This is a genomic window from Candidatus Eisenbacteria bacterium (genome assembly GCA_030017955.1).
Lineage (GTDB): Bacteria > Eisenbacteria > RBG-16-71-46 > JASEGR01 > JASEGR01 > JASEGR01.
Genome location: JASEGR010000035.1, coordinates 1 through 15,362, shown reverse-complemented (window position 1 = coordinate 15,362; position 15,362 = coordinate 1). Strand labels below are relative to the sequence as shown.

The following is a 15,362-nucleotide window of genomic DNA, read 5'->3' as shown; positions in this document are numbered from 1 at the left end:
CTCACTCTACGTTCTGAATCTGCTCTCTTATCTTTTCCAGTTCTTCTTTTATGAGGAGTACGTTCCTCACTATTTCAATATCGTTTGCTTTGGATGATATTGTGTTTGCTTCCCTTCCCATCTCCTGAACGAGGAAGTTGAGTTTCCTCCCGGCGGGCTCCTGAGACCTGTGAAGAAACTCAGCCATCTGCTGAGCATGAGACCTGAGTCTCACGCACTCCTCAGTTGAGTCCAGCCTCTCCGCCAGAATCGCAATTTCGAAGGAGAGCCTTTCCTCGGGTATCTCGCTTTCTTCAAGCAACTGGGACAGCTTTTCCTTGAGGCGATTCCTTGCTTCGGACACCTTGAGCGGCGCTCTCTCCTCTATCTCGAGGACTATCTTGACGATTTTTGCCACCCTCTCGTCAAGGTCCCTGCGAAGCTCCGTCCCTTCAGCCTCCTTCATCGCCACCAGACCATCGAGGGCCTTTGACACAACGTCACTTACCAGAGCTTTTGCCCGTTCTTCGGGAACCTCGACTGCTTTCCAGACCAGAAGATCCGGAAAACCCGCGAGCGTTCTTGTGTCGATATCTCCCGACAGGTCAAACTTCTCCTTGAGAGTCTTGAGAAGCGTGTAATACTTTTCGGCGAGCTCAGTGTTTATCTCAAGAAAAGCGAGAGATTCACCGTCGCCGTTCCATGCAACCGAGACAGTGATTTTGCCTCTTGAGATTCTCTCCTGGATAAGCCTTCGAACATCAAGTTCAAGCGTCGAAAGCGCCTTGGGAAGTCTGATGCTTATTTCGCAGAACCGGTGGTTTATCGACCTGACCTCTGCAACGAGCTTGTTATCTCCATCCTCAAGCTCGGCTCTTCCAAATCCTGTCATGCTTCGAATCATGGCATCTTTCCCTGGGTAGACTTGGTAGTTTAGACAATGCGGAGCCCAGTGTCAAATCGATGCTTATTCCCCCAGTCCTTGACTTGAGAATAGGGCGCAAATATAGTCTTGGGACAGTGTCCAGCATGCATTCCGAGCAGGAATCTTGTGCAATCCCCGGTTTGCGGAACTAAAACGGAACTGTCTGCCACAAGAGCATTGGCACCACAAAACCAGGAGGTAAAGAGATGAAGAAAGTTCCCTTCAAGAATGAAGCTTTCACTGACTTCTCCCTAACAGCGAATCGAAAGAAGATGGAGGCAGCGATTGAAACTGTAAGGGGACGTCTTGGCAGCGAATACCCCTCAATCATCGGGGGGGAGAAACTCTTCTTCAACGAGAAACTGATTTCCCGCAATCCTTCCCAGCCGGCTGAAGCAGTGGGCATTTTTCAAAAGGCAGATGAGATTCATGCCCGTTTGGCTGTGATGACTGCGCTCAAGGCCTTTGGAAAATGGAGCCGTGTCGATCCCGCAAAGAGGGCAGACTACCTTTTCAAAGCCGCCCAGATAATGCGGAAGAGACGACTTGAGCTTGCTGCCTGGATGGTTTTTGAGGTGGGGAAATCATGGGCTGAGGCGGATGGAGACGTTGCTGAGGCAATTGATTTTCTGGATTTCTATGCAAGGGAGATGATTCGCTACGCAGGGCCTCAGCCTCTGACCAAGGTCCCGACCGAGAAGAATGAGTTGAGATACATACCGCTTGGTGTCGGAATTGTGATCCCTCCGTGGAATTTCCCTCTCGCGATTCTTGTTGGCATGACTTCCGCGGCAATAGTGTGCGGGAATACTATTGTGCTCAAACCATCGAGTGATTCGCCGGCCATTGCTGCCAAGTTTGTCGAAATCATGGAAGAGGTCGGGCTTCCAAAAGGAGTGCTCAACTTTATTCCTGGAAGCGGCGGCACGATAGGAAACGCGCTTGTTGCTCATCCCCAAACGAGATTCATTGCCTTCACAGGTTCAAAGGAGGTCGGGCTTGGCATCAATCAACTTGCAGCGCAGCATCAGCCGGGGCAGATTTGGATAAAGAGAGTCATCGCAGAGATGGGCGGAAAGGACTCGATCGTTGTTGATGCGACCGCCGATCTTGAGGCGGCCGCAGCCGGCGTTGCAGCTTCTGCGTTTGGCTTCCAGGGCCAGAAATGTTCCGCCTGCTCAAGGGCGATTGTCGTGAAGAGTGTTTACGATAGGTTCATCGAGAAGCTCATTCCTAAGGTCAGGGCGATCAAGGTCGGACCTGTCGTGAAACCAGAGAATACGATGGGGCCTGTGATAAATGAGACTGCTATGAACTCCATTCTGAACTACATCGAGATTGGAAAGAGCGAAGGCAAACTTATCCTTGGCGGCTCCAGACTTCGGATGAGCGGCTATTTCATCGAACCGACCGTCATTGCGGATATTCATCCGATGGCAAGAATCTCGCAGGAAGAAATCTTTGGCCCGGTGCTTGCCGTACTCAAGGCCGAGGACTACGACAATGCTATCGCTGTTGCCAACAATACCGAGTACGGCCTGACCGGCGCGGTCTATACGAAGAGCAGAGCCAGGATTGACAAGGCAAAAAACGAGTTCCATGCCGGAAATCTTTACATCAACAGGAAGTGCACCGGCGCTCTCGTTGGAGCCCATCCGTTTGGCGGTTTCAATATGAGCGGAACCGACTCCAAGGCCGGCGGCTGCGATTATCTCATGCTATTCACTCAGGCCAAGTGCATCTCGGAGAAGGTGAAGTAGGAAGGCAGGGACCTGCTGCGCAGGTGACCAGTAGCCTGTTTTTTCCTGAGTTGTGCACCTGAATGTTTTGACGTGTCTATGCGCTGAGGAAAGTTGAAATTGACTCACGCCCCTCTGATGAGCTATAATAGTTGTAGATCTCGAGAAAGGGGGCCTTGATGAGTTTTGCTAAAGCTAAGGTTTTTCTTCTAAGTGCGCTTGTTGTTTTCGGTTCCGCCTTCTGCGCCGGCCCGACTTACTGTTTGCAGAATCGCCCTCCGGTCGCCAACGCAGACGGGCCATACGTCATCTACTACGGGTATGGTATCACTCTTGACGGGTCGCAATCCTACGACCCGGATTCACCTCCCGACTACATCGTTACCTATGCCTGGGACTTGAACAACGATGGCGCAGCCGACCGGGCAGTGGGGACCCCATTGCTGAGTCTGTCGTGGTCTGAGCTCAACATGCTGATAGGACCCATCGTTATCGGTCAACTCTATCCGATCAAGTTGAAGGTTGTGGATTCATTCCAGGCGTGGTCTAATTGGGCCTCGAGTACGCTTCAGGTTATTGAACGCCCGGTGCCTGCCATCCCGCAAAGCTGGGGGACTGTCAAAGCGCTTTACTCGTAGAACCGAGAAATACCCGGGCCGGGCAAGAGACAATGGAAAAAGACTGTTAGAGGGGTCTTTGCGTCATTCTCGGCTTTGTCTGCCCTGCCCCCGGTGTTTCAATTCTCTGTCCGCTGGTTTTCCATTGATATCTCAATGATGCCTCTTTTCTATCCTCAAGGGTGATGCCGGCTGATGAAAAACTTCTATTTGGAACCTCTGGCTGAAGAGTTGGCAGGTGCCCTGAAGAAGAGGACAGTGAAATCGATATCCTCTCCTGACGATTCATTCTATCTCTTCAGTTTTGAAGGCGGACCCCCGGCGCTGTTTGTTTCGGCAAAGAGATCGCTTTCGTATGTATTTCTTGTCCCGGAGGCATTGAGGAGAGAAGGGCGGGCAGCAGGTTCGCTTACTCCTGCCGTGGAGCATCTCTTCTCGTTACGCGAGCCGGCAAAGGCAGCGAGGGAAAAGGGCGGTCCTTTCCTCAGAACGCTTGAACGACTTTTTCAGGGAGGAATGCTCCTTGATGTTCGTCGGGAGGGCGATGACAGGATATTGAAGCTTGCGTTTCAAACCAAGGATCCGACAGGGCTTGCTCCACCGGTTTGCGAGCTTGTGGTAGAGCTTTTCCCGAATGCGCCGGATGTGATAATCACCGAAGGCGGCACAGGCGAGATTCTTGCGTCCTTCAGAAAGACGAAGGGTGAAGGCGAGCAGAGAAAAGAACCAGGTGTTGTTTATGAGCCCCCGGGGAGAACCCTGTCAGGAGAGGAACACAAGCATCCACGGGAAGAGACGACGAAGCCGGCTGAGGGGCCGTACCCGATCTCCGTGAGATTGCTTGAGGAGTTCAGGACCGCCATGGCGGCCGCAGGACTCAACGAAGCAGCAAAACCTCTTCGCAAGCTCATCATGCGGAGAATGCAGGCAAAAGAAAAAGCGATCTCGCGAATTGAGGCTGAACTGAAAGAGGCGGAGAGAGCTGGAACGTATAAGCGGTGGGGAGAGCAACTCCTGTCTTTCCCTGACAAGGTTGAAAGAGGAAGGACATCAGTCTCTTTGAGGGATTATTACTCTCAGGGATCCGATGAGATTAAGATTCAGCTCGACCCGAAGATCACCATCAAGGAAAACGCCCTTCGACTGTTCAAGAAGGCAAAGAAGCTCGAACGCTCACTTACTGTTCTTCCGAAGAGGGTTCTCTCTCTGAGAAAGGAATGCGATAAACTCAAGCATCTTCTTGAGGGGACCGAAACATCAAAGAGTATTGATGAACTCCACGAGATGCGCGAAGGAATGGAGTCGGAGCTTCCTCGCGGGCTCAGGCAGGAACGCAAAGAGGAAATCCGCCGGGGCGGAGAGGAAAAGACAAAAGCCAGGAAGGGAGAAAGGTTTTCACCGAGAAGCTTTAATCTTGGTGGCGGCTGGACAGTCCTGGTCGGACGGAGCAGCAAGGAAAACGATTATCTGACGCACGTTCTTGCGAAGAAGAATGACATCTGGCTCCACGCGGCGCAAGTCGAAGGTTCGCATGCGGTTCTGAGAAGAAGTGGAAGCGAGAATCCATCCAATGCCGTGATCGCTCAAGCGGCGAAGATAGCGGCTTACTATTCAAAAGCGAGGAAATCCGGAACTGTGCTGGTCGCCTACACTGAGAAAAAGAATGTGAGAAAACCCAGAAAGGGAAAGCCGGGTCTGGCTTTGATAAGTCACGAGAAACTGATTGCCGTGAAGCCGGGATTGCCTGAGGCAGCTGAGAAACCAAGCTGAGCGCGTCTCACAGCTTCTCGCGGGTGAGCGTTTCGATTTCTTTCAGTAGGGCGGCAAGGAAATCTTTCTCCTTCACCTTGCCTGCTTTCTTCCCTCTTACGAAAAGCATGCCCAGGCCTTTTCCGCCTGCCAGCCCTATGTCTGCGTCCTGAGCTTCTCCGGGGCCGTTCACAACGCATCCCATGATTGCGATGTCAATCGGCGAAGTCAGCCCCGCGATCTTTGACTCAACCTGCTTCGTCAATTTCTCAACATCTATTTCTGCTCTCCCGCAGCTTGGACACGAGATGACGCGCGGCCCTCGCTTTCTCAGATCGAGAGCTCTCAGGATTTCATAGGCGACTTCAACCTCCCTCTCGGGCGGCGCTGTCAGAGAAACTCTCAATGTATCTCCGATGCCTTCTGAAAGAAGAATTCCTATTCCAACAGCCGAGTGGATAGTGCCGGAAACATAACTTCCTGCTTCGGTGATCCCGAGATGGAGTGGATAATCGGTTTCTTTTGCGGCAAGGCGATAAGCTTCGACGGTGTCCCTCACGTTTGACGCTTTCAACGAAAGCTTGATGGCGCGGAAGCCAAGCTCTTCAAGTATCTTTGTGTGCCCAAGAGCGCTTTCAAGCATGGCGGATGGAGATGGCCTTCCGTATTTGGAAAGAATCCTTTTCTCAATTGAACCGGCATTGACGCCAATCCTTATCGGCACTTTTCTCTTGAGCGCCGCCTTCACGACTTGTTCAACTCTTTCCCTCTTTCCAATGTTTCCCGGATTGATTCGCAGTCCGTCAACACCCTCTTCAAGTGCAATAAGTGCAAGCCGGTGGTCGAAGTGAATGTCAGCGACAAGCGGGATTTTGATCGAGACTTTTATTTTCCCAAGGGCTCGTGCAGCGCCTGAATCCGGCACAGCCACGCGGACGATTTCACACCCTGCTTTCTCAAGTGACTTGATTTGCTTTATCGTCTTTCGGGTGTCGGCCGTATCGGTTTTTGTCATCGACTGGACAACAATCGGCGAGCGTCCGCCGACGCTGACGTTTCCGATCCTGACTACTCTGGTTTTCCTTCGTCTTATTTCCATGGCCTCGCCTGCCCCGTTCTTCGAGATGTCCTTTCTCTTCATGCCGAAAATGTCGATCCTTCTCGGACTCGCTCACTCGAATTTGTGAACTCGGGCTTCGCCCTCAGACAGCACAAATTCGCCCCCTTCGGGGTCGCTCCCTCGTCCAAGAAGGAAGTCCAGAAATTTTCAGAATGTCCGTTCAAGGACATCTCTGGACCGACGTGTTCGAGCCCGGTCGGCAACCCGTACATCCCGCTCATTTATTCTACGCCCTTCCGCAGGATTCTCTTATCCCCGTCTCTAACCGTTATCCCGATCTTATCAAGATACTCGAGGAGAGGAACACCATATTTTCTGGACACGCCGGTAAGCTCCTTGAAATCTGAGATTGTGAGTGCGCCCTTGGCTTTTATGAAATCGGTGACTAGTTTGGCTGCCTTTTCAATCTGCATCTTGTGAAAGCACATCTCAGATGTCACCTTCACAAGACTCCCCTCCAGGACGAGAAGCTGGATAAGTTCCTTTGCTTCATCCCCGCTGGAGAGCTTCTCAAGCTCTTCAAGTTCCGGGACTGAGAAACCTGAAGAGAGAATCTTCTTTTCGAGTTCGTCCTTGAGCTTCATCTGCCCGGGAGACAACTCCACCTCGTCGCTCCCGAATCTCAGCCGTTCGCCCCTGATAAAGAGTAACCGTTTCTCCGATAGCTTCTCAACGAGGAGCGAGAAAACTTCATCGCTCATCTGGCGGGGAAATTCTGCGCGCATCTCTGACTTACCCATCCCCCACCGAAGAGGAAATTCTCTTTCGTATTCCGACAGAGCTGTCCTGAAAACCCTTTCACCCTCATCAACCCATTTCTTACTTATGTACTCTCCGGAGGGTAAGAATACCAAATCCCCATCATGAGCCTTCTTCTCAATGATTGTCTTCACATCCTCTTCGGGCAACCCAACCTTCGGCGCGAGCTTCTTCCCGCTCATGGAAAGATAGGGCGTTCTGGTGAAGGCAAGCTCAATGCGCGCTTCGAGAGTCCCGCTCTCCTCTTTTTCGAGAAGCTCCAGGACGGCGCTGTCGTGCGGCTTGTGCTTGACCGGATTTGGGTCAATGACAGAGCCTCCCGCTATCGTAGTAACGGGCGAGTATGCGCGGATGACGAATCTGTCCCCTCTTTCGGCAACAACAGATTCTTCAAGCCTGAGTTGGACAAAGCAGGATTCGGCCGGGCGGGCTTCATCTTTTCCCAGGACAATCACTCTCCCAAGACTCTCTCTTGCCCCAAGATGAAACCTTATTCGTTCTCTTGTCTTGATCGGCCGCCGAAGCTCACCCAGAACATCCAGCTTTGCATCGAGCATCATTGATGGAAAAAGCGATCCGGGCTCGACGACCCATTCGCCGCGTTCAATCTCTTCCTTTCTGATTCCGTGAAGAGCCAGCGCTACCCTTTGCCCGGCCCTGGCCTCATCAAGCTTGTGTTTCTGTACCTCAACGCTTCGTATTCGTGCCTTTTTTCCCGAAGGCAAAACTTCGACGGTCTCGCCTGTTTTCGCTTTTCCTCTCCAGAGAGTCCCGGTGACCACGGCGCCAAAACCTTCCATTGTAAAAACTCTGTCTATCGGAAGTCTGAGCGGTCTCGATGTATCTCTTTCCTTCACATCTCTGAGGCCCTCATCAAGGAGAGAGAGCAGGTCATTGACTCCCTGGCCTGTAACCGACGAAACCGGGACAATTCCGAGGCACTTGAGCGGCGAAGATGAGATGAGTTTCTCAACATCCTTCCTCACCATCTCAAGCCAATCCCTTTCCACGAGATCACATTTCGTCAAGGCGATGACCGATGTTCTGATGCCGAGGAGCTCGACGATGCGCAGGTGCTCAATCGTCTGAGGCATTATTCCTTCATCGGCCGCTATTACCAACAGAACAAGGTCAATCCCGCCAACACCGGAAAGCATATGGTGAACGAATTTCTCGTGGCCGGGAACGTCAATGATTGCGGCTTCGGTTCCGGATTTGAGATGAAGCGGAGCAAAGCCAAGTTCAATCGAAATTCCGCGCTCTTTTTCTTCTTTGAGCCTGTCCGTGTCAATTCCGGTGAGCCTTTTTACGAGGGCAGTTTTTCCGTGGTCAACGTGGCCGGCAGTTCCTATGCAGGTTGGAGTCATTCCACCTCTCTCCAGAGGTCAGCACCAGGGCAAAATCAGCCTGTAGAATTATGTGATGTGTCCCCGAATTGTCATTCCTCTTCTCGCCGGATGTCAGCGCCAAGGGACATGAGTTTCTGCTCGATTTTTTCGTAGCCCCTGTCAATGTGGTAAACCCTTGAGATATGGGTCTCACCTTCAGCAATCAGACCTGCAATTATCAGAGCAGCGCTCGCCCTCAAGTCAGTGGCCATGACCGGCGCCCCGCTCAGTTTCTCTACGCCGCGAATCTTGGCCGCATTGCCTTCGAGTGCAATGTCGGCCCCAAGTCTCCTGAGTTCGGCAACGTGGGTGAACCTGTCAAAGTAAATATTGTCGGTTATGACGCTTGTTCCACCGGCAACGGAAAGAAGCGCCATCATTTGGGCTTGCATATCGGTTGGAAACCCCGGATAGGGCGCCGTGCCGATTTCAATTGGACGCGGCCTCGGAGCCGAAGACACAACGAGCTCGTCCTTCTCCGCGAGAACCTTGGTGCCCGCCTCCTCCAACTTCGCCAGAACAGAGGTGAGGTGAGATGCATTGCATTTTTTGAGCCGGACGGTTCCTCCTGTGACGGCGCCTGTGACAAGAAAAGTTCCGGCCTCTATCCTGTCAGGTATAACGGTGAACTCTGCTGGTCCAAGGGAATCTACTCCATCAATTGTGATCGTCTCTGTGCCGTGACCGCTTATTCTCGCGCCCATGACGTTAAGAAAATCTGCGAGAGCAGCTATCTCCGGCTCCCGCGCCGCATTCTCTATCACCGTTGTTCCCGCTGCCGTGGCTGCTGCCATCACTACATTTCCTGTTGCACCGACGCTCGGCGTTGAGAAACGTATCCGCTTGCCTTTCAGTTTCGTCACTTCTCCTTCGATGTAGCCGTGAACAATCCTGATCTTCGCGCCTAGTTCCTTCATCCCCTTGATGTGGAGATCCACGGGCCTTGGCCCCCAGGCGCAGCCTCCCGGAAGAGATACTCTTGCCTTGCCGAATCTTGCAAGCAGTGGTCCGAGAACATACACGGAAGCCCTCATCGTCTTCACAAGCTCGTACGGGGCTTCATGAGAGCTGCACGCGGTTGTGTTTATTCTCATTTCGTTTCCATCCATCTCAACCGTCGCGCCGAGCACTCCGAGCACCTTGGCCATCGTATCCACATCTTTCAACCTCGGCACGTTCCTAAGAAGGAACTTGCCAGGAGTGAGAAGTGAAGCAGCCATCATCGGAAGAACTGCATTCTTTGCTCCACTTATCTCGACTGTGCCCTTGAGCTTGTTCCCGCCTCTGATTACGATTTTCTGCATTTACCTCGCTCCATGATAGAAAAACTAAGGCCCGCTCCCGTGCCGCGCCATCAAGATTCTATCTCTTCCAGAAAGGTCCTTGACCACTTTTACTTCCGCGAAGCGGCCGGCGCCTCTTGTCATCGAAACAACCTTCTCCGCCGAATCCTCGGGAATCTCCAGTGCAAGCATGCCGTCTTGTATCAAGAATTCAGCCGAGCCATCGATGATTCTTCTGATCGTCGAAAGGCCGTCAGGTCCGCCGTCAAGCGCAATCCTTGGTTCATAGTCCCGGACCTCAACGGGCAAAGTCTCGAGCTCATGTGCCTTCACATAGGGAGGATTTGAGACTACTGCCCAGACTCTTCCCTTGTATTCGTCAATCGGCTGAAAGAGGTCGCCAGGACAGAACCTGACTCTCTCAGACGACAGGCCATGCTTCGCACGATTCCTTTCGGCAAACAAAAGCGCAGCGGGCGAGATCTCGGTAGCGATGACCTTGACCCCCGCTAGAATGAGAGCAAGGCTGATCGCTATTGCGCCCGAACCGGTCCCGATGTCCAGTATGATTGCGTCCGTCTTTCCGGCCGGAGTAAGCTTTTTCCACTCCTCTACAACTTCACACACTAAGATCTCTGTCTCCGGCCTTGGAACGAGCACACCGGGACCAACTTCGAAATCATATCCCATGAACTCGCATGAGTTCAACAGATATTGAGAGGGGACACCCTCGCTTCTCTTCCCGATAAGGTAGGAAAACAATTCCGCCTTGCCGCGCTCAATCTCTTTTTCGAATGAAAGGAACAGTTCATGCCTTTTCATCCCGAGTACGTTCGAGAGGAGATACTCTGCTTCGGCTGCCGGCGAGGAAATTCCTTTCTCAAGAAGGGTTCTTTCCCCATCCTTGAGAACTTCTCTTAGTAGAGGAAGAGAGTCTGAACTGCGAGAGTTTTTTGCCAACCGGGGTTAACTGGCTTTGAGCTTGAGTCTATCGTCTTGCTGAGACGCAGCAAGAGAATCTATGAACTCGTCCAACTTGCCTTCCAGGACATCATTGAGTTTGTGAAGAGTAAGGCCAATCCTGTGGTCGGTCACCCGGCCCTGAGGAAAGTTGTATGTCCTTATCTTTTCGCTTCTATCCCCTGATCCGACCTGAGAGCGCCTGTCCTGAGCAAGTTTTTCATCCTGGTCCTTTCTTGCCATATCAAGGAGTCTCGCCCTCAAGACCTTGAGCGCTTTTGCCTTGTTCTTAAGTTGAGACCTCTCGTCCTGACACTGAACGACCAAGCCCGTGGGAACGTGTTTTATCCTAACCGCCGAATCTGCAGTGTTCACGCTCTGGCCGCCGGGACCGGACGAACGAAACACATCTATCTCCAATTCATCCGGCGATATTTGAACGTCGATTTCCTCCGCCTCAAGAAGAACTGCAACCGTGACCGCGGACGTGTGGATCCTTCCGCTTGCCTCCGTTTCGGGAACCCGCTGCACTCTGTGCACGCCTCTTTCATGCTTCAGCCGCCCGAATGCGCCCTTTCCCTCAACGAGGAAAATCGCTTCCTTCATCCCGCCGGTCCCTGTCTCACTCGAACCCAGGACTTCGACCTTCCAGTTTCTCGATTCAGCGTACTTGGAATACATCCTGAACATCTCACCGGCAAAAAGGGCAGCTTCGTCACCGCCGGTGCCGGCCCTTATCTCAACTATGGCGTTCTTGTCATCATTGGGATCTCTGGGCAGGAGAAGAAGCCGGATTTCTTTTTCGAGCCCAACCCTCTTCTCTTCAAGCTCGTCAAGCTCCTGCTTCGCAAGCTCGACAAGCTCCTTATCTTCCGAGCTGCGCGTTATGCTTTCGGCGTCGGAGATGTCCACAAAGAGCTGAACGTACTCCTTGCCCTTGCCGGCCAGCTCTTCGAGTGCACTTCTCTCTTTTCCTATCTCCTTCAATTTCGAAGAGTCTTTGAAGACTTCCGGCGAACTTATAAGAGCAGTCAGCTCTTCATACTTCGATATGGCCTTTTTTGCCGATTCCAGTATTCTCTCGTCCATGGCAGTAACGCCCTTCTTGTGTTACGAAATTACCGCTCTGAGGGCGGCGATCGCAACATCAATCTGGTCGCGTGACGGCTCCTTTGTTGTGAGGCCCTGCAGTTTTAATCCCGGCCAGAGAAGGATCTTTCCGACATTCTCATTTCTGATGCGGTCAGAGAGTTTCATTACCTCATAGGCAATCCCGCCGATTACGGGTATGAAGAGAAACCTGATGACCCTGTCCAGGGTGCTATCCGGCTTTCCGAGAATCATGAAACACAGTATGCTTATGACCATCACGAAAAGGAGAAAACTTGTGCCGCATCTCGGATGAAGCCGCGGATACTTGACCGCCGCTTCCGGTGAAAGCTCTCCTTCACTCTCCCAGGCAAATATCGATTTATGCTCGGCTCCGTGGTATTCGAAAACCCTGCGTATCTCCTTCCATCTTCCTATGCCCCAGAGGTACAAAACGAAAATCACGAGTCTCAGTCCTCCATCAACTATGTTGAACGCAGTCCCGCCTTTTATTCCCAATCCCTCGGTGACAAAAAGGGGAAGGTAAAAAAAGATGCCAACCCCCGCGGCAAGGCCAAGCACCATTGTCACTGCCATAAGAATCCCGCCGAGCGCATTTTCCTTCTTTTTCTTTTCGTCCTGCTTAATAGCTTCATCCGCCGAAAAGTTCAACGCCTTCATCCCGATCACCAGACTCTCTATCAGCGCAACCCCTCCCCTGACCAGCGGTAGGCCGAAGAATTTTTTTCTCTTCGCCAGCGAGATGAAGTCCTTTTCCATCACTTTTATGGTCCCGTCCGCCTTCCTTACGGCAACCGCATACTTGTACGGCGAGCGCATCATGACGCCTTCCATGACGGCCTGGCCGCCTACCGACACCTTTCTTGGGGCGCATCCTTCAGCGGGCACGAACTTTTCCTTTCGTCAGTTTCTGCAAACCAAGCACCTCATCTTTCGGCGGCCTGATGCCGCAGCAGTCAGCTTCATCACAGAAGCCTATGATCTCGCACTTCATGAGGACGAAGCCGGAGAGAGGGGCGGTCTCCCTGTTGTGCTCAAGCGCTTTCCGCATCTCCAGAAAAAGTCTCCTTATCTCCCACTGTGCCCTTAGGCAGAGGCGCACCGAGGATGCATGAATCAGCTCCCTCATGTTCATCGTGATGACAATATTGGTGGTGACGGCATTCGGAAGAATGTAACGGGCGTCTTCAGCGGGAATTCCCGCTTCCACGAGCTCGTTGTAGAAAGTTCCGATCTGCCTAAGCATGGCATCGAATTTTTCTCTGAACTTCTTGACATCCGATATGGAGCCCGGCACGACGGCTGAGGCATCGGTCTTTCTGACATACCGCTGACTCTGTTGACTGTAGCTTGCCAGCCGGTGCCTCACGAGCTGATGGGAGCACGCCCTGGAGATTCCCCTGACGCCAAACGTGAACGACACGTGTTCAAGAACAGAGTGATGTCCGCTGTCTACCGTCCTCTTGATGAGTGCAAGCATTTTGTCTTCATCGCTTGCTTTTTCCCATATCTCAGAAGGAGCTGAAGGAGAGTAACAGCTACGTGCAGCAGTGAAAATTATGCGCAGCGGCTCGGGGGTAAAGGAAAGCAGCGAGACATTCATCCATTTTCATCCAGTTCTCTCAGCAGTAGCTTCCTTCCGGGCAGCCCGGCTATTCCTCTTTCATTCCGTATCTCTTTCTGAATCTCTCGACCCTTCCGGCAGTGTCAACAAGCTTCTGCTTTCCGGTGAAGAAAGGATGGCAGCTTGAGCAGATTTCAACGTGGATCTCTTTCAACGTGGATCTTGTCTCAATCACGCTGCCGCATACGCAGACTATTTTCGCATCTTGATACACCGGGTGAATGTCCTTCTTCACGGCGATTTCTCCTTTCTAGATGTCTCGACGGCCAATGAACCCTCGCTGGCTCCGCTCCGGGATGACCCATCTATGGCTCGCCAGGTGGGGAATCCTTGCCACGACCCATTGCTCCGCAACGGGTGCTCCGAGGCTCTGAAGGCCTGGCTTTCCCCTTCCCGCTCGCCGAGATGGGTGCCCATCCCTCCCGCGAAAGCCAACTCGCGCTTCCTTGGCCTCCAGTCAAACAGCTATGAATTCATTTTCTTGAGGAATTCTTTGTTGCTCTTTGTATCGTGCATCTTATCGAGCAGAAGCTCCATGACCTCACTGGGCGAGAGCTCACTCAAGAACTTTCTCAATATCCAGACCTTGGCGAGCTCATCCTGCGGCATGAGAAGCTCTTCCTTCCTCGTTCCAGACCTGTTCAGATCAAGCGCGGGGAAGATTCTCCTGTCGCTGAGCTTTCTATCGAGAACCAGTTCCATGTTACCGGTTCCCTTGAACTCTTCAAAGATAACATCATCCATCCGGCTTCCTGTCTCAACGAGCGCGGTGGCAATGATTGTGAGACTTCCGCCTCCCTCGATGTTTCTGGCCGCTCCGAAAAACCGCTTCGGCCTCTGAAGGGCATTCGCGTCAACGCCGCCCGATAGGATTTTTCCGCTGTGCGGAACCACCGTATTGTGGGCTCGCGCAAGGCGCGTGATGCTGTCAAGAAGAATGACCACGTCTTTCTTGTGCTCGACAAGCCGCTTTGCTTTCTCGAGCACCATGTCGGCAACCTGGACGTGCCTTTCTGCGGGCTCATCAAAGGTCGAGCTTATGACCTCCCCCTTCACGGACCGCTCCATGTCTGTCACTTCTTCTGGCCTCTCATCAATGAGAAGGACTATCAGCGTTATTTCGGGATGGTTGGAGGTAATGCCATTGGCGATCTTCTGGAGAAGCATGGTCTTCCCTGCCCTGGGAGGAGAAACAATGAGACCTCTCTGTCCCTTACCTATGGGAGCAAGGAGGTCCATTATTCTCGTGCATACTTCTTCCTTCGTTGTCTCGAGTTTTATCCTCTCCTCCGGATAGAGGGGCGTCAGGTTGTCGAAGAGAATTTTTTCCTTCGCAGCTTCCGGACTCTCCATGTTGACTGCTTCGACGCGGAGTAGTGCGAAATACCGTTCGCCGTTCTTAGGAGGCCTCACCTGGCCGGAAACCGTATCTCCCGTCCTCAGGTCAAATCTCTTTATCTGGGAGGGCGAGACGTAAATATCGTCAGGACTTGGAAGATAGTTGTAGTCGGGGGATCTCAGGAAGCCGTATCCCTCGGGCAGGATCTCAAGGACCCCTTCTGCAAAAATCAGCCCGTTCTTCTGGGTCTGCGCCTCAAGAATCTTGAAGATCAGATCCTGTTTTCTCAGCCCGCCTACGGCAGGAAGGCTCAGCTCCTGAGCAACAGCCATGAGCTCAGGGATAGTTTTGCTCTTCATTTCCGCAAGATCCATGTCCTTTCTCTTCGCCTCCTCTTTCACTTCTCTCCTTGTCTCCTCTTTTACTTCTTGCTTTGTTTCTTCTTCAGTTGCCTGATGTTTCTGTCTCATAGCAATCCCCCCGCAACTTGAAAGCTCGGGTTAGGAGCGGCCTCCTGGGGTTTAGCAGAATTTCTGCCTGTCCGGCACATAGGGATGAGTGCGCAACAAAGTACTTTGGATGTGAATTAATGTCACATAGTGGTTAAAATGTGGGGACGAAAAGTTCTGCAGGAGCTAACAGAAGCTTCCTCCGTCCTTACAACACATAATATGTTAGTCCACCAGCAAGGGGTTGTCAAGATTTTTTTGCCCCCTGTCAGTTAAAATTCAAAACCGGACTATTTAAAGTTGAAAACCGGACTCTGGTCT

13 protein-coding genes are annotated in these 15,362 nt (G+C 52.3%); 3 read left to right on the top strand and 10 right to left on the bottom strand.

Annotation, left to right across the window (positions count from 1 at the left end):
- Nucleotide 1 precedes the first annotated feature (1 nt).
- A complete protein-coding gene (locus QME66_07300; protein ID MDI6808772.1) occupies nt 2-883 on the bottom strand; it encodes a YicC/YloC family endoribonuclease in 882 nt (293 codons plus the stop codon).
- A 227-nt stretch (nt 884-1,110) separates the two neighbouring features.
- Here QME66_07300 and pruA point away from each other — a divergent pair, with 227 nt between their 5' ends.
- The 3 genes from pruA to QME66_07285 all read left to right on the top strand — a co-directional run bounded on the left by pruA (nt 1,111) and on the right by QME66_07285 (nt 5,030).
- Nucleotides 1,111-2,664: an L-glutamate gamma-semialdehyde dehydrogenase gene (gene pruA / locus QME66_07295; protein MDI6808771.1), complete on the top strand. Its 1,554-nt coding sequence runs from the start codon at nt 1,111-1,113 to the stop codon at nt 2,662-2,664.
- A gap of 158 nt (nt 2,665-2,822) precedes the next feature.
- Entirely contained in the window at nt 2,823-3,281 is a 459-nt protein-coding gene (locus QME66_07290) for a hypothetical protein (GenBank protein MDI6808770.1), read from the top strand.
- A gap of 174 nt (nt 3,282-3,455) precedes the next feature.
- Nucleotides 3,456-5,030: an NFACT RNA binding domain-containing protein gene (locus tag QME66_07285; protein MDI6808769.1), complete on the top strand. Its 1,575-nt coding sequence runs from the start codon at nt 3,456-3,458 to the stop codon at nt 5,028-5,030.
- A 7-nt stretch (nt 5,031-5,037) separates the two neighbouring features.
- Here the strand turns inward: QME66_07285 and ispG are convergent, their stop codons facing one another.
- The 9 genes from ispG to rho all read right to left on the bottom strand — a co-directional run bounded on the left by ispG (nt 5,038) and on the right by rho (nt 14,966).
- Nucleotides 5,038-6,108: a flavodoxin-dependent (E)-4-hydroxy-3-methylbut-2-enyl-diphosphate synthase gene (gene ispG / locus QME66_07280; protein MDI6808768.1), complete on the bottom strand. Its 1,071-nt coding sequence runs from the start codon at nt 6,106-6,108 to the stop codon at nt 5,038-5,040.
- Between the two features lie 242 nt (nt 6,109-6,350).
- Nucleotides 6,351-8,255 (bottom strand): selenocysteine-specific translation elongation factor, encoded by a 1,905-nt coding sequence (gene selB / locus QME66_07275; GenBank protein ID MDI6808767.1) that lies wholly within the window; start codon nt 8,253-8,255, stop codon nt 6,351-6,353.
- 71 nt (nt 8,256-8,326) lie between these two features.
- The gene (murA, locus tag QME66_07270; protein MDI6808766.1) at nt 8,327-9,580 is read right to left on the bottom strand and encodes a UDP-N-acetylglucosamine 1-carboxyvinyltransferase; all 1,254 of its coding nucleotides are present in this window, start codon (nt 9,578-9,580) and stop codon (nt 8,327-8,329) included.
- Nucleotides 9,581-9,604: 24 nt separating this feature from the next.
- Nucleotides 9,605-10,519, bottom strand: coding sequence for a peptide chain release factor N(5)-glutamine methyltransferase (gene prmC, locus QME66_07265; protein ID MDI6808765.1), 915 nt, complete (start codon nt 10,517-10,519; stop codon nt 9,605-9,607).
- 6 nt (nt 10,520-10,525) lie between these two features.
- Entirely contained in the window at nt 10,526-11,608 is a 1,083-nt protein-coding gene (gene prfA, locus QME66_07260) for a peptide chain release factor 1 (protein MDI6808764.1), read from the bottom strand.
- Nucleotides 11,609-11,629: 21 nt separating this feature from the next.
- Complete coding sequence (locus tag QME66_07255; GenBank protein MDI6808763.1) at nt 11,630-12,517, bottom strand: DUF1385 domain-containing protein; 888 nt, start codon at nt 12,515-12,517, stop codon at nt 11,630-11,632.
- Complete coding sequence (gene thyX / locus QME66_07250) at nt 12,507-13,232, bottom strand: FAD-dependent thymidylate synthase (protein MDI6808762.1); 726 nt, start codon at nt 13,230-13,232, stop codon at nt 12,507-12,509. Before thyX ends, QME66_07255 begins: the two co-directional genes overlap by 11 nt.
- 49 nt (nt 13,233-13,281) lie before the next feature.
- The gene (gene rpmE, locus QME66_07245; GenBank protein ID MDI6808761.1) at nt 13,282-13,488 is read right to left on the bottom strand and encodes a 50S ribosomal protein L31; all 207 of its coding nucleotides are present in this window, start codon (nt 13,486-13,488) and stop codon (nt 13,282-13,284) included.
- A 230-nt stretch (nt 13,489-13,718) separates the two neighbouring features.
- Complete coding sequence (gene rho, locus QME66_07240) at nt 13,719-14,966, bottom strand: transcription termination factor Rho (GenBank protein ID MDI6808760.1); 1,248 nt, start codon at nt 14,964-14,966, stop codon at nt 13,719-13,721.
- Between the last annotated feature and the right edge of the window lie 396 nt (nt 14,967-15,362).

Bases quoted from the DNA above. Each gene is read 5' to 3' on its own strand.
- murA (MDI6808766.1), bottom strand. From the start codon at position 9,580: ATGCAGAAAATCGTAATCAGAGGCGGGAACAAGCTCAAGGGCACAGTC.
- QME66_07285 (MDI6808769.1), top strand. From the start codon at position 3,456: ATGAAAAACTTCTATTTGGAACCTCTGGCTGAAGAGTTGGCAGGTGCC.
- ispG (MDI6808768.1), bottom strand. From the start codon at position 6,108: ATGGAAATAAGACGAAGGAAAACCAGAGTAGTCAGGATCGGAAACGTC.
- QME66_07300 (MDI6808772.1), bottom strand. From the start codon at position 883: ATGATTCGAAGCATGACAGGATTTGGAAGAGCCGAGCTTGAGGATGGA.
- selB (MDI6808767.1), bottom strand. From the start codon at position 8,255: ATGACTCCAACCTGCATAGGAACTGCCGGCCACGTTGACCACGGAAAA.
- QME66_07290 (MDI6808770.1), top strand. From the start codon at position 2,823: ATGAGTTTTGCTAAAGCTAAGGTTTTTCTTCTAAGTGCGCTTGTTGTT.
- thyX (MDI6808762.1), bottom strand. From the start codon at position 13,232: ATGAATGTCTCGCTGCTTTCCTTTACCCCCGAGCCGCTGCGCATAATT.
- rho (MDI6808760.1), bottom strand. From the start codon at position 14,966: ATGGATCTTGCGGAAATGAAGAGCAAAACTATCCCTGAGCTCATGGCT.
- pruA (MDI6808771.1), top strand. From the start codon at position 1,111: ATGAAGAAAGTTCCCTTCAAGAATGAAGCTTTCACTGACTTCTCCCTA.
- prfA (MDI6808764.1), bottom strand. From the start codon at position 11,608: ATGGACGAGAGAATACTGGAATCGGCAAAAAAGGCCATATCGAAGTAT.